The sequence below is a fragment of the Pseudomonas putida genome, assembly GCF_001636055.1.
Taxonomy (GTDB): Bacteria; Pseudomonadota; Gammaproteobacteria; order Pseudomonadales; family Pseudomonadaceae; genus Aquipseudomonas; species Aquipseudomonas machongensis.
Window position 1 is genome coordinate 3,328,754 of the sequence record NZ_CP011789.1, and the last position, 20,698, is coordinate 3,349,451.

15 protein-coding genes are annotated in these 20,698 nt (G+C 55.9%); 7 read left to right on the top strand and 8 right to left on the bottom strand.

Features of this window, described 5'->3' with window-relative positions; translation table 11 throughout:
* Positions 1-78 precede the first annotated feature (78 nt).
* Positions 79-873 (bottom strand): AraC family transcriptional regulator, encoded by a 795-nt coding sequence (locus AB688_RS14810; RefSeq protein ID WP_027915674.1) that lies wholly within the window; start codon positions 871-873, stop codon positions 79-81.
* 88 nt (positions 874-961) lie between these two features.
* On the opposite strand from AB688_RS14810, the gene AB688_RS14815 reads away from it, so the two are divergent.
* Positions 962-2,170 (top strand): MFS transporter, encoded by a 1,209-nt coding sequence (locus AB688_RS14815; RefSeq protein ID WP_027915675.1) that lies wholly within the window; start codon positions 962-964, stop codon positions 2,168-2,170.
* 220 nt (positions 2,171-2,390) lie between these two features.
* Here the strand turns inward: AB688_RS14815 and AB688_RS14820 are convergent, their stop codons facing one another.
* The 6 genes from AB688_RS14820 to acnA form a co-directional block, all read right to left on the bottom strand.
* A complete protein-coding gene (locus AB688_RS14820; protein WP_231100240.1) occupies positions 2,391-3,413 on the bottom strand; it encodes an alpha/beta hydrolase in 1,023 nt (340 codons plus the stop codon).
* 88 nt (positions 3,414-3,501) lie between these two features.
* Entirely contained in the window at positions 3,502-4,227 is a 726-nt protein-coding gene (locus AB688_RS14825; protein WP_027915677.1) for an ABC transporter substrate-binding protein, read from the bottom strand.
* A 13-nt stretch (positions 4,228-4,240) separates the two neighbouring features.
* Positions 4,241-5,494: an OprD family porin gene (locus AB688_RS14830; protein ID WP_027915678.1), complete on the bottom strand. Its 1,254-nt coding sequence runs from the start codon at positions 5,492-5,494 to the stop codon at positions 4,241-4,243.
* 73 nt (positions 5,495-5,567) lie between these two features.
* Positions 5,568-6,788, bottom strand: a complete 1,221-nt coding sequence (locus AB688_RS14835; protein ID WP_231100241.1) for a lactonase family protein — start codon at positions 6,786-6,788, stop codon at positions 5,568-5,570.
* A 71-nt stretch (positions 6,789-6,859) separates the two neighbouring features.
* Positions 6,860-8,008: a 2-methylaconitate cis-trans isomerase PrpF gene (gene prpF / locus AB688_RS14840; RefSeq protein WP_025755077.1), complete on the bottom strand. Its 1,149-nt coding sequence runs from the start codon at positions 8,006-8,008 to the stop codon at positions 6,860-6,862.
* Complete coding sequence (gene acnA / locus AB688_RS14845) at positions 8,008-10,635, bottom strand: aconitate hydratase AcnA (RefSeq protein WP_027915680.1); 2,628 nt, start codon at positions 10,633-10,635, stop codon at positions 8,008-8,010. The genes prpF and acnA overlap by 1 nt, the downstream gene beginning before the upstream one ends.
* A gap of 294 nt (positions 10,636-10,929) precedes the next feature.
* Here acnA and AB688_RS14850 point away from each other — a divergent pair, with 294 nt between their 5' ends.
* From AB688_RS14850 to AB688_RS14860, 4 genes are all read left to right on the top strand, one after another.
* The gene (locus tag AB688_RS14850; protein WP_027915681.1) at positions 10,930-12,249 is read left to right on the top strand and encodes a CitMHS family transporter; all 1,320 of its coding nucleotides are present in this window, start codon (positions 10,930-10,932) and stop codon (positions 12,247-12,249) included.
* Positions 12,250-12,504: 255 nt separating this feature from the next.
* Complete coding sequence (locus AB688_RS26820) at positions 12,505-12,672, top strand: hypothetical protein (RefSeq protein WP_155738208.1); 168 nt, start codon at positions 12,505-12,507, stop codon at positions 12,670-12,672.
* 406 nt (positions 12,673-13,078) lie between these two features.
* Positions 13,079-14,005, top strand: a complete 927-nt coding sequence (locus tag AB688_RS14855; RefSeq protein WP_027915682.1) for a GntR family transcriptional regulator — start codon at positions 13,079-13,081, stop codon at positions 14,003-14,005.
* 1,445 nt (positions 14,006-15,450) lie between these two features.
* Positions 15,451-15,819, top strand: coding sequence for a histone-like nucleoid-structuring protein, MvaT/MvaU family (locus AB688_RS14860; RefSeq protein WP_027915683.1), 369 nt, complete (start codon positions 15,451-15,453; stop codon positions 15,817-15,819).
* A 235-nt stretch (positions 15,820-16,054) separates the two neighbouring features.
* Here the strand turns inward: AB688_RS14860 and AB688_RS14865 are convergent, their stop codons facing one another.
* A complete protein-coding gene (locus AB688_RS14865; protein WP_027915684.1) occupies positions 16,055-16,996 on the bottom strand; it encodes a tyrosine-type recombinase/integrase in 942 nt (313 codons plus the stop codon).
* Positions 16,997-17,202: 206 nt separating this feature from the next.
* Between AB688_RS14865 and AB688_RS14870 the strand changes: the two genes are divergently transcribed.
* Positions 17,203-18,201, top strand: coding sequence for a DNA-binding protein (locus tag AB688_RS14870; RefSeq protein ID WP_033695119.1), 999 nt, complete (start codon positions 17,203-17,205; stop codon positions 18,199-18,201).
* A 443-nt stretch (positions 18,202-18,644) separates the two neighbouring features.
* On the top strand, positions 18,645-20,594 hold the full coding sequence (gene qatA, locus AB688_RS14875) for a Qat anti-phage system ATPase QatA (protein ID WP_063544932.1): 1,950 nt from the start codon (positions 18,645-18,647) through the stop codon (positions 20,592-20,594).
* Positions 20,595-20,698 lie beyond the last annotated feature (104 nt).

Consider the following 20,698-nt stretch of genomic DNA (forward strand, 5'->3'; position numbering starts at 1 on the left):
TTGCCGGATTTGTACAACGGCCACTGTGTAAAAACTAGTTTTTGATAGCTTCGGCCCCTCGGATTCGCGAGCGGAGTGTTAGCGCAAAGAAGAGAAGTACTGGGTAGGTGACTTACCTACGGCTTTCTTGAACATCGTAATGAAGGCATTAACGGAGTCATATCCAAGAATGCCCGCCACACGTTGCACGGATACCCCCTCTGCCAAATGGCTGAGTGCGATCATCAAATGCAGCTGCTGGCGCCACCGCCCGAAGCTGAGCCCGGTCTTGCTTTCAACTAGCCTAGCCAGCGTTCGTTCACTAGTCGCAAGCCGAGTGGCCCATTCGCGCAGGGTGGTGCGGTCGCCGGGAGTAGCAAAGAGCGTATCCGCGATGTGTTTGATCTTCGGATGGTCTGATATTGGCAAGTGCAGCTCTTTCACCGACGCATCGGAAAGCTGCTCGAGTAGCACTGCAACCAACCGCGCGGCCTTGCCCTCTGAAAGACAAGAGCGGTCCTGCTCAACAAGGTGCAGGATCAACTCCCGGACAAGCGGCGTAATAGCAAGTGTACAGCACCCATCAGGCATGACAGCTGCGCTGGGCTCGACGAACAGAAAGCAGGTACTGGCATTCGCGGTTACACGACAACAGTGTGGCGTGCCGCCGGGGATCCATACCGCGTGCTGGGGTGGCACCAGCCAGATTGCGTTCTGCACCTCACAGCTCACCGCCCCCCGCAAAGACAAGATCAGTTGGCCTTTACGATGATCATGTGTGCCGGTGCCGGAATGATTAGGTTCCGGCACAACCTTGAGTGCAATCGCCGCCTGGAAAAAAAGGTCTGAATCGAAATCTTCTGGTGAGGAAACGACATTTTTTGAGAATGGCATGATTTAGGTATCATATGGCTTGATATCTATATTCTATAACTCTCAAGCTCTCTACAGTTGCCTTTTTTTTAGAGGACAGCTAGAGAATATGTCAGATACAAAAAACAAGTGGCAGGCCACCATGCTCGTCGCGGGCATCCTGCTTATTGCCATTAATCTGCGCGCTCCCTTCACGGGCATCGCGCCCATTCTGCCGCTAATCCAGAAGGATTTTGGCTTGAGTGCATCAGCACTGGGCCTGCTCACTTCACTGCCACTCCTTGCTTTTGCGGGGTTCTCCCCGCTCAGCGCTGCGGTCGCACGAAGGTCCGGTACTGAGCGCACCCTTTTCGGTGCTCTGTTGGTGATTTCAGTGGGCATCCTACTCCGCTCCGCAGGTAGCGCGTGGGCGTTATACGCTGGTTCGATACTGATAGGCACCGGAATCGCCCTTGGCAATGTGTTGCTTCCCAGCCTGATTAAACGCGACTTCTCATCGAAAATGGCGTCTATGATCGGCGCTTACTCCATCACGATGGGCGCAGCAGGTGCTGTTACGTCAGCCGCTATCGTTCCTCTGACCCAATCATGGGGATGGTCGATAGCCCTGAGTTTGGTGGTGGCAGCCCCGCTGTTGGCGATGTTGGTGTGGCTACCGCAGTTGAAAGTTAAAGAACACCTGAGCCTGCCCAGCCCGAACCAAGCGGCATCTGTGGCGGTATGGCGTTCGCCGCTTGCCTGGCAAGTCACCCTGTTCATGGGGCTCAACGCGTTGCCTTTTTATGTCACAGTGAGCTGGCTTCCTACTATTCTGATGAACCATGGGATATCCCCCGAACAAGCAGGAACAATACACGGCACGCTTCAACTGACTACAGCGATTCCCGGCTTGATCCTGGCGGCCACGCTTCGCCGTCTCACAGACCAAAGACTGGCGGCCGCTACCGTCAGTCTGCTAACAGCCTTATCACTTATCGGACTTATTTATGCGCCAGGCCACGCTATGTGGTGGGCCGCATTCCTAGGCTTTGGTTCTGGCGCCAGCATGATGCTCGGCCTGACGTTCATCGGTTTGCGCACAAAGAACTCCGTTGACGCGGCTGCACTTTCAGGAATGGCGCAATGTGTAGGCTATTTGATGGCAGCAGCAGGCCCGATATTGCTGGGGCAACTGCACGACTCAACCGGTGGTTGGACGGCACCGCTGCTGACCACCGCCGCCATCTCTATCGCAGGTGCATTCACCGGCATTTTGGCAGGACGCAACGTCCAACTCGAACCCTCTTCTCGCTGCGCAGAATTTACTGGTTCTGAGTAAGGGGAGGCAGTGCTTGCCAGATCGGCTTGCGGCTGAGTTAACGTCCCGAAGCCCGCTGCCATCCGATCGACAGCATTGGTAGCTTAAGGCACGGTAATACATGCGCACATCCCAGGCTCTAGGATCAGGGCCTACATTAGTCACTGCTTGGGAGAATATGGCATGCGTCTGCTGGTGAGTTTCGCCACCCAGCCTGCGACTCAAGACCAACCTTGATCAATCAATCGAAGGCCCGAGCGTCGAAGAACTGAATGGTAGTGTTTAAGGCTTCTAGATTGGTTTTATGAGTGATCGTACTATCTTGCTCGCAGATGAAGCTGTGACCAACATCGGGATACACAGTAAGTTGGTGCGGAACGTTAGCTGCAGCTAACGCATGCGCTAATTGAATACTTTGTAAGTAAGGGACTTTTTCATCTTTTCTCCCTACCAAAATCAAGGTGGGCGCTGTTTCGTTGCTAACTTCTAACGCCGGACTGGCCCCTTTAGGAACATCCGAGGAGTCGGGTAAGTAACGCAGTAATTGCGACTCTGGAGCGAGCTCGTGCTGCGGAAGAGACAACCCGAGGAGTTGGGCTTGATAAGGTAGGGTTTGGAAGCAGAACACGCCGTACCATACCGCTACGGCTTGAATTGTGACAGCACGGCCTCCAGGTTCGGCCGCGGGAGAGTTACCATCGGTCCACGGGTTGCCCAAACTTGCAGCGATCTGCGCGCCAGCGGATACTCCCCAGACGTAGGTATTGGTAGTGTCAATTTGAAGATCTTCAGCGATTCCTGCCAGATAATTCAGGGCGGCTTTGGCATCCTCGAGCTGTCCAGGCCACCTCACTTCCGCGCTCAGTCGGTAGTTGATCGACGCCACGGCATATCCGCGGGCGGCTATCTCTGCCAGCAGCCGCGGGAAATCGCTGAACACTCCTGACCGATGACTGTCGCCTCGTCGCCATCCGCCGCCATGTATATAAATCAGCAACGGGGAAGGAGAGGACCGACGCGGGCTGGGCGGTAGGTAAAGGTCCAGTGTCACAGGACGATATCCCTCGATCCGTGCGTAGGGCATTGCTCCATTAAGGGTTACGCCATTGTCAAACTCAACAATCCAGGGCGGCATTGCGTCTTTGTACACCATCGAAGCGCTGGTCTTTGCGTCTATCCAACTGTCCATTCTATTGGGATGCTCTATTGCTGATTCGCGAACGATCTGAAGAACCGAACTTGCCAAAAAATTGATTGATGGCACTAACGATTACCCTGTAACTGTTTGTTTTCACAGATCGGGACCAGTGAAGCCCATCAGATTATATGAGGCCTCGTCTCCAGTATCGACCTCAACGGGGTGCGCTGACGTCGGTTTGCCCGCTGGCAAGTAATGCACCCCGGATGAAGCCCTCGGCCAATCGTCGTTCGACGAAGTCTCTAACATAGGCTGCTCCAGCATCACGGCCTCGTGGCACTGCGACTGCTTGGCGGATAGCGGTGAAGGCTCCCTGCATCACCCGATAATTCTGATTCTTGGCTGCGATTTGTTCCAGCGGTTGTCTGACCCCGGCGGCAGCATCCAGGTCTTGGTCAATGAATAGGTCTACTGCACCTGCAGACGTTTCAGCTCGGTGTAGCTCTGCATGCTGCAACGTACGTGACAGGTACAGGTCGTAAGCAGCGCCGTTGCCTACCGCAAGCCGAAGTCCAGGTTGATCCAGGTCCTCGGTTTTGGAATAGGGCGACTCGGCCTTTACCAGATAGGTCCCTTCGATAAGTACGTAGGGTTCACTGAAGCTGATCTGGGCGGCGCGGACAGGCTCGATAGCCAGGAAGGCCAACGTCCACGCGTTGTCTTCAAGTGCAGCGAATACCTTCCCGGCCGCGTCGTATGTGCGCAATTCGAGACCTACGCCCAGCTCTTCGGCCAGCGATTTAGCAAGTGCAACAGAAACACCATGCGGTTCTCCGTCAGCGCCTGGCTGAGCCAGCACTGGGTTACCGAAGTTGATCGCCGCACGCAGAATGCCGTTGGGCGCCAGGTCCTTGAGAACCTGCTGGGCAATAGGGCTCATACCTTCTCCTGGGTTAGAAAATTGGGAATGTGTAGGACACGATCAGGCGGTTTTCATCCGCGCCACGTGCAAAGCTCGATCGATAGCTCGCGTTACGCCACCGGACCGATACGTTCTTCAGGGCACCGGATTGCACCACATACTGCAGTTCAGTGTTGCGCTCCCATTCATGGCCCTCACCGGTGATGGTCGCTGCGTCGGCCTGGTCGCCTCGCAGGTAGCGGGTCATGAAGGTCAAGCCAGGAATGCCGAGAGCCGCGAAGTTGTAGTCGTAGCGCAATTGCCAAGACCGTTCACCGGGCTCGGCGAAGTCGTTGAGCTGGACGAAGTTGACCAGGTAAGGATCAGTTCCATCGAGATAGGGCATGGAGGTAGAACCGTTCATCTTTTGCAGTCCCAGACCAAGCGCATGTCCGCCCAAGCTGTAGGTGAACATGCCGGAAATTGCTCTGCTATCGATACGTCCGCCCAAAGCTCGACCGTCATCGTCGCTATCCATGTAGCGAAGATCAGCTTTGATCTTCCCGGGGCCCACTGGAATCGAATAGTTCGCCCCCACGAAGTGTTGGTGGTAGACCTGTTCCAGCTCTGCATATTGATAGGTCAGTAGCAGGTCTTTTGTGAGCTGGTAATCCAAGCCGCCCAGCCAGAAGGCGTCACCTTCGGTATTGCCTGTGAAACGACGGTTTTTGTTGTTTAGTGTGATCGGTACGCGGTCTGTCGAGTCGCGATCGGTTTGGCGCTCGAAGCGGGCACCGATGAAGGACAGCGAATCGAATTCTTTGCTGGTGAGCAGGCCGCCCTCAAAGGTCTGGGGAAGGAGGCGGCCAGTGTTGGCCTGAACAGTGGGCAGCTTGGGGATCAGAGTGCCGTATTTAAGCTCTGTCTCGGATAGGCGCATCTTGCCAGTCAGGCCCAGGCGGCTGAACTCGTCAGCAGCGCGACCATCATCATGAGTCGGTAACAGGCCAGTACCGGTTCGATCGGGACTTGAGTCCAGCTTCAGGCCGAGCATGCCCAGAGCATCGACCCCAAAACCGACTGGCCCTGGTGTGTATCCGGACTTCGCATCGAGAATGAAACCATGGGCCCATTCTTCGCGCTTTGACTGGCCAGCACCGTCACGGAAATCGCGGTTGATGTAGAAGTTCGTCGTTTGCAAGGTGACCTTGCTGTCGTCGATAAAACCATCCCCATAGGCCATAGCTGCGGCCAGGCAAGGAGTAACGGCGAGAAGCTTGCAACCAATCTTGTTTTTGTTATGCATGTGCTGCTCCATCGATTGGAACGTGGGGTATAGGCGTGCCTCCCGGCACGCCAGGATCAGGAAAAAAAGAGGTTCAAGCGGTGCGGAAAATCATGCAGACCGGGCTGCCGGTCTGGATCTGATGCTCCAGCAAAGCCAGTTCGCCTTTCGGGCTAATGGAGAATGTCTTGATGTTGTCGCTGTCTTCGTTAGCGACGAACAAGAAGCGACCGTTAGGGGACGCGGTCATGAACCGAGGCTTCTTGCCGTGGCTAGGTACGTTGCCGATCGGGTTGATCTTCCCGGTAGGCTGATCCACCGAATAAATGGTCACGCTGTCATGCCCGCGATTTGAAGAGAACAAATGTACTCCATCCGGTGCAATGACCAGCGCTGCTGCACGGCTGTCCCCTACAAAGTCCTGAGGGAGGGCTGGAACCATCTGGAATGGAACCAGGGAGCCGTCATTCTGGTTGTAGCGGTAGCTGGTGATCGTGCTGTCCAGTTCGTTCACGACGTAAGCAAATGACCCGGTCGGAGAGAACACCACATGTCGAGGTCCGGCCCCCTCGCGTGCCTTGATTTCATGCGCTAGTTCAGGCTTCAGTGCGGTCCCGTTCTGCTTCAAATCGAACACAAAGACTTTATCCAGTCCTTTGTCCGGGACCACCAGGAAGCGGCCCGATGGATCGCGTGGGATCATGTGCGGGTGGGAGCTCGCCTGCTCGATCTTGTGCGGGCCAGGGTTGCCCGGAAGGTCGTATTTGCTGATGACGGGTTGCAGGTGGCCGGTCTTATCGAACGGCAGAATGACAATGCTGCCGGTGGCATAGTTGGCCACAGCGAGGAATTTGTTGCTCTTGTCCACGGTAAGATGGACGGGGTTGTTCCCTTCGCAACTAACCGAGCTCACCTTCGTGAGCGTTCCGCTGGCTGGCTCAATTTGGAATGAGCTGACAATGGACTGGTCGCCATGCACGCAGAACAGCAGGTTCTGGGTTTGGTCGAGGCACAGGAAGGATGGGTTCGTCAGATCGCCGACGGTTTGAACCAGTTCGGAGCGACCTGTCTGCGGGTCATGTCGATAAACCGTGATGCCTGCACCGCGGGCGTTACGCTCGCGAGTGGTTCTGGAGCCCACATAGACAATTTGGGTTTTGTTCGAGTTGGCAGGCTGCATAGCGTTCTTCTCAGGTCCTGATTTGGCATCTGCCGCTCCCGCGCCGAGGCCCAAAATGGTTGCCGCAGCGACGATGGAAGTAGAAGAGAGCAGCGTGCGTCGAGAAATGGCGGGTGAGAACGGTGATGGGCACATAGCAAAATCTCATCGTTGTTTTTGTTGTGATGAGTACCGCCGACCTTCGAAGGTCGGCGGTAGCTGAGCAATCAGTACTTCGACGGTACGAGCACCCAGCCTTCCATCAGGCGACGGGCGCTTCGGCTCATGACGGCCTTGTCCACAATCCAGTTGCCATCGACTTGGGTGGTCTGCGCGCCTACGGCAACGGTGCCGGCGGTGTGGCCCATGTTGACTTGGCGTTCACCGATATCGCCGACGATACGGTTGACCAGCGTGCCTTCCAGAGCGGCCGCCACGGCAACGGCTACAGCGCCAGTGCCGGTGATTGCGTGGTGCAGTTTGCCCATGGAAAGGATGCGGGCGATCACATCGATCTCGCCGGCTTCGACTGTCTTGCCACCGGCAGCGCCGTAGGTTTGCGGCGGAGCTACCAGGCAGAGCTTCGGCGTGTGAGGGCGAAGGCGCGTTGCTTCTTCAGCGGTAGCCGCCAGACCCATGGCCACGGTGCAGTGTGCGCGGATGGTTTCCAGCGATTGCAGCAGTTCGGCGTTGCCGTTGACCTGGTCTTGGGTCTCGGTCCCGGTCAGGCCAACGCGCTGGGCGTCGACGAAGATCGTCGGGTTGCCTGCGTTGAGCAATGTTGCCGGCAAGCCTGGGAAGCCAGGGATATCCAGTTCATCCACGACATTGCCGGTTGGCAGAATGCTGCCGCCCGAACCGCCAGGCTGAAGGAATTCCACGACGATTTCGGCAGCAGGGAAGGCGACGCCATCCAGCACGAAATCACCTTCTTCAACGACCTCGCCATCCTTCATCGGGACATGGGCGATGATGCGTTTCTGAATATTGGCCTGCCAGATGCGGATGGTGGCGATGCCGTCACGAGGCGCATCGACGAGCCCTTGGCGAATGGCGAAAGGACCGACGGCTGCGCTCAGGTTGCCGCAGTTACCGGACCAGTCGACAACCGGGTTTTCGATTGCCGGGGCGCCGAACAGGTAGTCAACATCGCAATCGGTACGACCCGATTTACCGATGATGACGACCTTGCTGGAGCTGGAGGTGGCAGCACCCATGCCGTCGATCTGCTTGCCATAAGGATCCGGACTGCCAATGACGCGAAGCATCAGTGCATCGCGCTCTGGGCCTGCAGCCGGAACATCTTGCTCAAGGAAAAAGACGCCCTTACTGGTGCCGCCGCGCATGAATACGGCAGGGATTCGAACTTGAGTCATTACACTGCTCCTTCCAATTGCTTCGCTTTAGCAGCCTTGTCCATGCTCTCCACCAGCAGCTGCGGCAGCAGGCCGCCGCGGCGGAAGTAGCGCACGTCTTCATGTGTATCCAGGCGGCTGGTGACGGTTACGTTTTCAGTGGAGCCATCTGCACGCTCAATGACGAGTAGCAGCTTGTCGCCAGGCGCGAAGGTGTCGTTGATGCCTTCCACCGAGAACTTCTCGTGACCGGTCAGGCCCAGCGTCTTGCGAGTTACACCTTCTGGGAACTGCAGCGGGAGGATGCCCAGGCCAGCCAGGTTGGTGCGGTGGATGCGCTCGAAGCTCTCGGCCACGACAACGCGCACGCCCAGCAGGCGAGGGCCTTTGGCTGCCCAGTCACGCGACGAACCACTGCCGTACTCCTTGCCTGCCACTACTATCAGAGGCTGCTTGCGATCGGCATAAGCTTGGGCGGCTTCGAACACGGTGCTCACGCGGTTTTCCGGCAGCAGCAGCGTCCAAGGGCCTTCGCGGCCGTCAGTCATCAGCTCGTTCTTCAGGCGAGGGCTTGCGAAGGTGGCGCGCTGTGCGGCTTCGTGGTTGCCGCGACGAGTGCCATAGGAGTTGAAGTCATCAACACCAATGCCGTGGCCTTTCAAATACGAACCTGCGTCGCTGTCCGGCAGGATGGCGCCCGACGGCGAGATGTGGTCGGTCGTAATGTTGTCCGCCAGCATCACCAGAACGCGCATGTCTTTCAGGTCGCGTTGAGGGTCGGTAGCAGTCAGCTCATCGCTCCAGTACGGCGGCTTGCGGATGTAGGTGCTGCTCTGGTCCCAGGCGTACTGATCGGTAACGCCGGCGCGCAGGTCAGAGGCGATGACGCCCGCTTCGCGAGGTACCGAGCTGTAAGCCTTGTCGAACAGGTCGGCCGACAGTGCTTTCTTCTCGATCTCGTCCAGCTCTTGATCCGAAGGCCACAGCTCGCTGAGGTAAACCGGCTTGCCTTCGGCGTCGGTGCCGAGCGCATCCACTTGCGGGTCGATGCGGTAGGTGCCAGCAATCGCGTACGCCACGATCAGGGGAGGGGACATGATGAACACTTCACGAGCCAGCGGGTGTACGCGACCTTCGAAGTTGCGGTTACCGGAGGTCGCTGCAACGGTTTCCAGCTTGCGAGTGCGAATTTCGTCCTCGATCTCTTTGCTGAGCAGAGGGCCGGACATGCCGTTGCAGGTCGTGCAGCCGTAACCAACAACGTTGAAGCCCATGTTGTCGAGGTCCACGTTCAGACCTGCACGGTCCAGGTAGTCGGCGACCACCTTGGAGCCGGGTGCGAAGGAAGTCTTGACCCATGGAGCACGACGCAGACCGCGCTTGAGTGCATTGCGGGCGACCAGGGCCGCAGCGATCACGCCACGGGGGTTGGAGGTATTGGTGCAGCTGGTGATGGCGGCAATCACGACCGAGCCGTTATCCAGGTCGGTAGGGACGTCTTTTGCTGCTTCGCCTTTACCCAGCAGGATGCGCTGGTGAGGTTGTTTCGGGCCGGCAATCGCACGACCAACGGTGCTCAGGTCGAGGGTGACGACACGGTCGTATTCGACCGATTCCAGGCTGTCATGCCACAGACCTTGATGTTTGGCATAAGCCTCGGTCAGCTCGGCAATCTCACCGCCGCGACCGCTGAGTCGCAGGTAGTGCAGGGTGCGATCGTCGATCGCGAACATTGCTGCGGTAGCGCCGAACTCAGGAGCCATGTTGGACAGGGTGCCACGGTCCGCCAAGGACAGGGCGGCAACGCCTGGGCCATGGAATTCCAACACGCTGCCGATTACGCCGGCTTTGCGCAGGCTTTCGGTCAAGGCAAGCGCGATGTCGGTAGCAACGTAGCCCGATGGCGGGACGCCTTCCAGTCGGACGCCGACGATTTCTGGAACCCGCATCATCAGGGCTTTGCCCAGCATTGCGGCTTCTGCCTCGATGCCACCAACACCCCAGCCCAGCACGCCGATGCCGTTGATCATGGTGGTGTGGCTGTCAGTGCCGACTAGCGTATCTGGGAATGCCCACAGATCACCTTCAACTTCACGAGTGCCGATGACGGTGGTCAGGCGCTCCAGGTTGATCTGGTGAAGGATGCCGTTACCTGAAGGCACGATCGACAGGTTGTTGAAGGCCTTGTTGCACCAGTCGAGGAATGCAAAGCGTTCGGCATTGCGCTCGCGCTCGATGGCTTCGTTATCGGCCAATGCGCTGGCATCACCCCAACGCTCTACGTTCAGCGAGTGGTCCACGACGAGGTGAGTAGGGGTGACCGGGTTTACCTGGCGTGGATCGCCGCCTGCTTTTGCTACTGCGTCACGCAGACCGGCCAGGTCGACCAGGGCAGGGGTGCCGAGCAGGTCCTGAAGAACCACGCGAGCGGGGCGGAAGGGGATGTCGCTGTTTTTAGATCGAGTGCAAATTACCTTCAGCGCTTCGTTCGGCTCTGCTTCGGTGCGCAGGACGTTTTCAGCGAGGATCCGGAGGCTCATTGGCAGGCGGGCAAAGTCGCCGCCTATCGCTTTTACAGCTTCCGATACGTTGCAGACGCGGTAGTCGCGACCGTTTACGGCCAGGGTTTGGCCAATGTGCTTGCTCATGCCGGGGACCTCACAGGCGTGTTTTTTGTGAGGCGATATTGCACTTTGTCTAAACTTGAGTCAATTTATCTCCAGCAGAAAAACTTCGGTCGAGCGCCGAATGGTCACCTTGAAGCCTGAAGACCGGCCATTTATCTGCCTGCCAACCTTTCCCGCACAAAGACAAAAACGAGGAAATTCAAGATGAAATGCAATCAGACCTACCGTAAATCCGTCCGGCACCAGTCCGCTCAGTCCCTTTCGTTCCGCTAAAGCTTGGCTTCGCGGCACTAAAACAATAAGGAGAGAGCCATGCTGCTGACCGTGCTCGGTTTTTCGATGGTCACCTGTTTCATGTACCTGATCATGACCAAGCGGCTTACCGCCCTGGTTGCCTTGATCGTGGTACCGATCGTGTTTGCCCTGATTGGTGGCTTCTACGCCGGCCTGGGCGGAATGATGCTCGACGGCATCAAAACGTTGGCGCCGACTGGTGTCATGCTGACCTTCTCGATTCTTTACTTCGGCATCATGATCGACGCGGGACTGTTCGATTCATTGGTGCGCTGCATCCTGAAGATCGTGAAGGGTGACCCGCTGAAGGTCTTGGTCGGAACCACGATCTTGACCATGCTTGTATCCCTGGATGGCGACAGTTCCACTACTTACATGATCGTGGTCGCCGCATTCCTGCCGCTTTATCAGCGCCTGGGAATGAGCGTTCTGGGCCTGACCTGCGTGGTCAACATCGCCAACGGCATCATGAACATCTCCCCGTGGGGCGGCCCTACTGCCCGCGCTGCGGCTGCGCTGCATGTCGACGCTATGGACATCTTCCTGCCTATGGTGCCGTCGATGCTGCTGGGCTGCGCCTGCTTGCTCTTCATCGCAATTCTGCTGGGTCGACGTGAGCGTGCTCGCCTGGGCGTGATTGCCGTGGATGATTTCCACAACGGCTCTATCGCGCTGGGTAATGGTTCGCATGAGGAGTGCGATCGCAATCGCCGTCCGCACATGTTCTGGCCCAACCTGTTACTCACTGCAACGATGATTGGCGTGTTGATGGCAGGTATCGTACCGATTCAAGTGCTGTTCATGGTCTGCTTCGCCATCGCGGTGATGATCAACTACCCACATCTGGAGCAGCAGAAAGAGCGTATCTCCGCTCACGCGGGCAACGTTCTCGCGGTGACTTCGGTCATTTTCGCCGCAGGCATCTTCACCGGCATCCTTTCGGGTACCGGCATGGTCGATGCGATGGCGAAGGGGCTGTTGGCAGTCATTCCTGATGCGTTTGGCCCATACCTGGCGGTGTTCACTGCCTTGGTCAGCATTCCGTTCACCTTCTTCATGTCGAACGATGCCTTCTACTTCGGCATCTTGCCAGTGATCGCCCAGACCGCCGCTACCTACGGAATCTCGCATCTGGAGATCGCCCGGGCATCGGTGGTTGGTCAGCCTGTTCACTTGCTCAGCCCATTGGTGCCTTCGCTATATCTGCTGGTGGCGTTGGCAAAAGTCGACCTGGGTGACCACCAGCGCTTTGCGTTGAAATGGGCGCTCCTGGTGAGCATGGCCATGTTGGTAGGTGGCGTGATGTTCGGAGCATTCCCGGTCTATCACTCAGCTTCGTAAGTTGATGGCTGGCCGTCGGCTCTGCTGGCGGTTGGCTGTTGGCTGGGTATCTGTTCTTCGGCAAGCCTGAAGACATGCGGTGGCTGTGCAGCCAAGAGAGCAAAACTATCCTGGATTCGCGTTCCGGTGGCGGCAAAAAGGGGGTGCTGCAGCTTCTGCGCAAGGCTGCAACGTCTACACCCAGTATCCCCTCCTGACCTGGCTGCCGAGCTACCTTCAGCAAGAGCGGCATCTATTGCTGGAGAAATCGGTCTAGTGACTGCCATCCTGTATGCTGCTGCAATCGTGCTATACATGGGGCTGGGCAACCTCATCGGCTGGTATCTGACTCGCGGTGGCGGGTTTAACTCAGGCAAGCGCCGTAACGTGATTGCGATCTCGATGCTGATTGATAACTGCATTTTTTCTTGTGCCGTTTGCTGAATCTACTGCATCGCTTGTTTTGATTACGTCGCTCACTTTGGCTGGCATCGCGTCGACTACTTCGCTGAACTTCTCTTTGCTCAAGGACCTGCTGCCAAGTACCGGTGACGTTGTCGGGCAGTTGCGTTCATTGTCGTTGGCGGAAACCTTTTCGGTGTGGCCGCTCCGAGCGCCACTGGGACGCTGTTCAAGCCACGAGTTCGTACAACTGGTCCTCATGATCGCAGGCATCCTCCTGGTGGCTGGTGCGTTTATTGCACTGCTATGACCCGTAAGCCAATGGTCTCGACATCTGTTAACGCCGAACTCCATTTGGAAATGAACCCGCAAAAGGCATAATGTGGGAGCTGTGGGGTTCGTCTGATGGGAGGAGCCCCACAATCCAACGCCCCAACTCGGAAAAGATATGAATTTGACGCCTCTTCAAGCCCGCGTGGCTCGCGATATCGTTGCCTATGTTCGCCAAGAGCAACTGGCTGCGGGGCATCATGTCTCGGAGCTAGGACTGGCTAAGGCTTTGAAGACGTCACGAACTCCTATCAAGATTGCTCTCAACTACCTTGCCGAGCGAGGATTGCTGAGTCAGGACCGCAATCGCGGTTTTTTCCTGGCCAAGCCCTATGATGATCTGGCTGAAATTGCCCAAGATTTGTCGGTCTCCATCGACGACCCGGTCTATCAGCAGATCGCGGTGATGCGACTGAACGGCCAGATTCCTGAGCAGTTTGCTGAAACGGACCTGATGCGTTTATTCAACATTTCACGCTATATGCTGCGAGGGGTTTTGAGCCGCATTCAACAAGAAGGCTGGATTGAGCAGCGTGCCGGCCAAGGCTGGCAATTCCTGCCGATGATCGACTCGGTCGAAGCCTACGAAGAAAGCTATTCCTTCCGAGCGATCATCGAGCCGGCGGGACTGCTTGCCCCAACGTTTATGATCGATACCGAAGCTTTGGCTCGCTGTAAAAAGCAGCAGCAATTCATTGCTGATGGCGGCTACCTGACCATGACTCCGCAGGAACTGTTCGAATCAAATGCTCAGTTTCACGAGACGCTTGCCAGCTTTTCCGGCAACAGATTTCACGTCCAGACGGTTCGTCGTCTCGACCAGCTTCGCCGTCTTGTGGAATACCGTCAGGCTAGCAAGCGCGCTCCTCGGCGAGAGCAGGCGGTTGAGCATCTCGCTATCCTTGCTTGTCTTGAAAAAGGTGATCGGCTTGCAGCAGCTGATCACATGCGTAAGCACCTGGAACAAGCTCGCCGGCATAAAGTTGCAGCTGAGTTATTCGAGGCAGGTGAGCTGCCAATCAAAGTTGCTTTTGAGTCGGATTGAGCTGGCAGTCTGGACCGCTTGTTCTATTCAGTTGTCTTTCCGGTTTAAATTGCGCAGTGCTGGTTTTCATGTTCCAGCGTACGTTCATCCGGTCCATGTTGGTGATGTCTGGTAGAGGTGGTTATAGCGGAGTCGTTTGTTGGCGCCCGCTCAGCGATAATTTCTGGATGTTGCATCAGATAGGCCTCGAACGCACGAGCGATCTTGTAGCTATTGTAAGGGGCCCCTATCCATAAGCCAGCTAAAACAAACAATTGGAGGCCCGTATGCTAGCGATAGATTTACTAGGCCCTTGCTCATCAGCAGGTCCGAGTTGCTGGAGTAGTCAGTTCCGTTGTTTCTGTGCGAATGGATCAGGTTCGCGGTCTAGCGGCATTCGTTTTGGGTAACCATCAATTGGCGGCTAACTGGCTCATCGAACCGGCCCTTGGCTTGGGGGGGCGCCCCCTGCAGTCTTCTTATGGATAACGAAGGGTATCGCCAAGTCTGCGAGTGCCTTGTGAGAATGGATTATGGTGTTTATTGATGCGCTGAGGACGTGAATGTGAGTTCCGGCGTTTGGATAGTAGGGTCCCGCTGCGGTGGCGGAGTGCTATGTAGGTTTGAACGGATGGATGAGGTGCACGAGAAGTGGAAAAAACATGCGATACAGACTCGATTGTTTTGATCGTGGAGCAACATGATTTTCGTCATCCAGTTTTGACTCGTGCGGCCTGACGGCCTTCGCTGAGCGGATTGGGTCGTCCCCATTCGCAGCAGATCTGTGACAGACAGAATCTGATGAGTAACAGTTTAGGGTGGCTGAAGAATTTCCGCTTCCTTTGTCCGGTCTGACCAGAAATATGCACAACGAAGCACATCATAGATGCGCAGGTTCATAGTATTTACTAATAAAAATCTTATCTTCATTAATCATTACTATTAATGGCAGCAATGGTAGTAGCTCACTACCTCTCGTCGCAGGATCGACCATTCTCAATCGAAAGGTCGTTTTATGAACTGGTCAGACCGCTGCGCTTACCGATTTGTATTTCACTTCTGGGTGCAAATAAAGTCAATTCAGCTGCAAATTCAAGCTCACAACGCTATTTACTCGAGGAGTGTGACCTGACCGGTCTAACCTGTTACGCCTGCTCGTGTGGTTGAGGAGCGTGCGAAGCTAGGCCGGGCTGTCGTCCTATCAGTCTGGGTATAGGAAGTTAACCGTCGGTTGAATGTGATGCGCGGGACGATTGAGCGTGTCGAAAAGGCACGTGAATTCTGCAAGCAGAGTAGCCTGCGGTCAGTACAACATCATGGATGTGTCAAGATTTATGCACTCTAGAGAAAACAATCCATGGTAAGTTAAAGTCAACGATGATTTAGAATCAGCGTCAAACTAAAAGACATCGTTAACGAAATGCTTTAGGATGTCCGACTATTTTCATTAAATTTGAGGATCTCATATGTCCCGCCTGGCAGAATTCCGTCAGCTTGAGCAAAAATTGGCCGCCCAGCTGGCCGAGCTGGAAGAAATGAAAAGCTCTTCTGAGCTGCAGAAAGAAATCGAATTTGAGACCAAGCTGCGCGATTTGCTGAGCAAATACGGTTACAGCCTTCGCGACATTATCAACATTCTGGATCCGCAGGCGAACCGTCGTTCAGTCGCTCCTTCAGCTGCAGAAAAGTCCCCGCGCCGCGCCCGTGAGGTGAAGCAGTACAAGAACCCGCACAATGGCGAGATCATCGAAACCAAGGGCGGCAATCACAAGCTGCTTAAGGAATGGAAAGCCGAGTACGGATCCGAGGAAGTGGAAAGCTGGCTGGCTCGCTAGAATCATCTTCCGAACGCAGACAAACCGCCTTCAAGGGCGGTTTTTTTATACATCCCAACCGCTGGCATTGAATCAAATTTCTACGTTTTCAATGGCTACACCCGATTGGACCGGGACGTCATGAGATGTAAGTGAGCTGAGATGGCCATCTGTCTCGATCATGCCTATCCAGAAACTCCAGCCAGCAGCGGTCAACGCAATCCTACCTCTGTTGGCAATCAGAGCGCGCCAGAAATCACCCCTCAAGCTTCCGCACGAGTCCGCCGAATTGCTGGGCGGGCTCCACATAGCGCAGCGCCGACTTCATGTCACTCCAGCCTACGTATTCCATCAAGGTCTTGATGTCCCAGCCTGAACTCGCCGCCCATGTGGCAAAGCCCCGCCGGATGGAGTGAGCGGTAAACGTTTGAGAGGGTAGGCCGCAGCGCTCTAGGGTGCCCCGAAGAAGGGGGATGAGACTGTGGGCAGCGAGAGGTCGATCGCTGATGTTGCCCCAACGATCAATGCCCCGGAATACGCCGCCGCGGGTGAGGCCAGAAGCTTCCAGCCAATTGAGGTATGCCTCCACAGGACATAGCTTGGTCAATGAAGGGGTTTTGTACTCCCTCCCGATATTTTGTCGATCCCCCTTGCTAGTTCCCAAGTAAAACCTTATCCCAACGTAGCGCTCGGCATGTGTGTTCTCGATGGTGAGCCTGGCGAGTTCGTCTCCGCGAAACCCTCTCCAAAAGCCGATCGTCAGCAGGGCGATATCGCGAGTCGCTTTGAGTAGGCTAGACATGTTGCCGGCAGCTCTTGCCTGAACAACCTCCTCCTGGAGATGCGCCACTGCCTTTTCGAGATGCAGCAATGCTAGGGGTGCCGCTTGCTTTTGCTGCACAGGGTGTAATGCCCGAATACCTTTTAACAATTGCCTGACCTTGGGTGCTTTAGTGGGGTCAGGGAATCCGTTGCTTTGATGCCAGTTGGCTAGGGCAGCCAAGCGCTGCTTGAGGGTACTGAGCGCCAGTTGGTCAGCGTACTCAGCGATATACCGTACCACTGACTCACTGGTAGTGGGCAGATAGCCGCCCCAGGTCACCTCGTAGTGGGCGAGGGCAGCCGCATAGCTCTTCGAGGTGTTCTCTCGAACGCTCGCCTCTAGGTACCTCTCTGCCTTGCTGACCACTTCAACCACGCAATTTTCCCCGCTTCGAGCCATCGGTTGCTCGCTTTTACCATTTGTACGGCATTTCTAACCATTTTACTGCCGCTCAACGGCATGACAAGCCATAAACCTCGATTATGTCTTGCCAAAAATTAAGGAATAATTGCTATATAAAAGTGTTAAAGTGGCACGTAATTACATGAAACGTAAAACAGTACGAAATCGTAGGGGCAGACGTGGCCAGAGGCGGCATTAACCTGGTACTGGTGCGCAAGGCTCGCGAGGCGCTGCTGTCGAGAGGGCAGAACCCTAGCATCGACGCGATACGCATCGAACTTGGAAATACCGGATCAAAGACAACGATTCAGCGGTTTTTGAAGGAGATTGAATCACACGACCCTCGACCCTCGGCTTCGCCTTCGCGCCTAAGTGATGAACTTACGGAGCTGGTGGGTAAGATGCTTGAACGCCTGCTTGAGGAGGGAAACGAAGCCTTGGCGCATGAGCGGGCCGCATTTGAGCTTGAACGCAAAGCGATGGCAGCTGAGAGCGGTACACTTCAAAGCAAGCTTGAGCAATCGCAATTGGAGATCGCCAAGCTGCAGTCAGCCCTGCAGGCTCAGGACGAAGAACTCAAGATCGTTCAATCCAGCCTACAAACCGAGATCACTCGAAACGCCCGGCTCAGCCAGAGCTGCAGCGACCTTGAGATTCGCGTGCAAGAGAAGGACGCCCAGATCGAATCTCTGGAGGAGAAGCATACGCATGCCAGAGAAGCACTCGAGCACTACCGAGTAGCGGTAAAGGAGCAGCGCGACCAGGATCTAAACCGTCACGAAACTCAGATCTACCAGATGCAGCAAGAGGTGACACTCCTCCAGCAGACGCTCATGGTTAAGCAGGAAGAAGCCACTCGACTGATTCGCGATAACGAGCGATTGATAGCCGAAAACCGTCAGCACGCCAAGGAGGCCAGCCAGCATCGTGACGCTATCGAGCATCTGAGAGGCGACCTGGGCATCGCCAATGCTGCAACTGCTCGCGCGGAAGGGGCCAAAGAGCTACTGGCTCACCAGCTCGAAACCAAGAGTAAAGATGCTACCGATGCCCATCTGGCTGGAACAGCAGCGCAGCAAAGGGCAGAAGAGTTGAAGGCACTACTCGAGCAGTCTGAAAACGAGCTAGAAGCACTTCGCGCTGCGATTGAAACCAAGGATCGGTCTGAAAGTCGGTAAGCCTCGAGCCGAGACTTAGCAAGGAGTACTAATGTACTCCTCCCAACCTTTAAGCATACGAGTTTCTTTGCGCCTTTACCCAGGGCTGATCAATAGCGATTTACTTGGCTAGATGCGTTGGGCCGGGTGTAACCGGATTCAACAGCCCCATAGGGGAGCATGGCGAAATAGCAGGCCGACACCTTCCGCAGCAGAATTACTCCCAAGTACGCCTTACCGCTAGCCAAATCGCATGAGATGAGGAGCCTAAGGTAGCCCACCAGTTCTGGCGGGGCAAAATACAGTAGCAATACTGCAAAATGGCGTATTGACATCAGTCGACGGGCTTTGGCCTACTCCGGTCACCAAATTGTGCCCGTTATGTGATGTGAGACCGGTCGCTTCCTAGCGCTGAGTTCACTGTCATGGGTTGCACCCCAAATGCTAGGAAGGGAGTTCTCTGCATGTTCCTGAACGACCAGGAAACGGCTACTGACCTGCTGTATTACGCCCCCATTGCCAAAACGGTACAGCGCCTGCTTCACGAATCGCGGGGCACCCCGGTCACTATTGGCGTTCATGGTGATTGGGGAGCAGGTAAATCCAGTGTCCTGAAGATGACTCAGCAACTGCTCAACGCGGATAAGCGCGTCTGCTGCATATGGTTTAACGGGTGGACATTCGAAGGTTTCGAGGATGCGAAAACTGTCGTTATCCAGACCATTGTTGATGAGCTGAGACGTGCTCGCCCAGGCTCCACGAAAGTTGCCGAGGCCGCAAAGAAAGTCTTGCGGCGTGTGGATTGGTTCAAGCTGGCCAAGCATGCCGGAGGGCTAGGCTTCACCGCGCTAACCGGCATCCCTAGCATTGACCAGCTCAAAGGGGCGGTGGAATCGATTTCCTCCTTCGTGCAGAACCCAGGTGACCATCTAAGCGTTGAGAGTCTAACCGGCCTTGCAGAGAAGGCCGGGGGCTTCATCAAGGATGCCGAAACAGAGTCTGAGCAGCTTCCCGAGCACATGCATCAGTTCCGAGTCGAGTTCGAAGAGCTTCTGACCGCCGCCGACATTGACCAATTGGTGGTCATCGTTGATGACCTGGATCGATGCCTACCCAAAACAGCCATCGCCACGCTCGAAGCCATCCGACTCTTCCTCTTCGTAAATCGAACTGCCTTCGTGGTCGGTGCCGATGAGGCAATGATTGAGTACGCGGTACGCGAGCACTTCCCAGACCTGCCGCAAGGTGCGGGGCCCGTGACCTACGCACGTAACTACCTGGAGAAACTCATCCAGGTACCGTTCCGCATCCCGGCCCTCGGATTGGCGGAGACTCGTAGTTACATCACGCTGCTGCAGCTCGAGAGCTGTGTGAAAACGGACGACAAACAATTCAAAAGCCTTTTGGAAACCGCCCAGCAGGACATGCTCCGCCCCTGGAAGAGCACAGGCCTCGACCGCAAGGCTGTAGCTGGCGCCTTCGGCAACCCGCTTCCGGAGTTTGCCCAAGAAGCACTGGACACTAGTGCCTTGTTAGCCCGGATCTTGAGTGAGGGTACCCGCGGTAACCCACGGCAGATCAAACGCTTCTTGAACTCCATGATGCTTCGCTACGCCATCGCCGATGCTCGAGGGTTTGCTGAGGACATCCGGCGCCCAATACTTGCAAAAATCATGTTGGCTGAGCGCTTCCACCCCGATTTTTACGAGCAACTGGCACGGATCGCGAGTCTGGATGCGAATGGCGTGGTACCTGCCATCGCCGAGTTGGAGAAGCGGGCTAGGAAATCCAAGGAGAGGATTTCAGAGCCAGAGGAGGGGAAAAGCTCCGGGAAGCTCAAGGCGGTGGCCACCTCTGGAGAGGTGAACGACTGGGAGAAGAGTGATTGGATTAGCAATTGGGCGGCGATTGACCCCGCGCTATCGGGCATTGATTTGCGGCCGTACATCTTCGTGACTCGCGACAAGCGCAGCTCGTTGATGGGGCAGGTCGCAGTGAGTCATCTCGAGGCGCTCGTCGACAAGCTGATGGGCCCACCATTGCAGTTCAGACAAGGGGCCACGAAGAAAGAAATTTTGGGATTGGCTGAGGTTGATGCCGAGAATGTTTTTGATGCTCTCCGCGATCAGATAATCCAGGCGGACGATTTTTTGGATCAACCTAAAGGAGTTGCGGGGTTGATCGAGCTTGTCAAACAACGCCCCGCACTACAGAAACGCTTGGTCGAATTTGTCCGATCATTGCCCACACCAAAACTCGGCATGTGGGCTCCAGCCCCATGGCATGAGTGCCTGAAGGATACGAACGCTATCCAAGCGCTTGAGGGAATTCTCAGGGGCTGGAGCCAGCAGGTCGAAAACGAGAATCTCCAGAAGGCGGCCAATCGCGTACTGGCCTTCAGCGGCAAATCATAAGGATTGATATGGGTACCTCCAAAGGATATGGAGGCCCGAGCTCCGGCTTGGTGCCTTCCTGGATTGATGATGTTGCGCAGCCAAGCGCACCGGCTGCTCAAGCC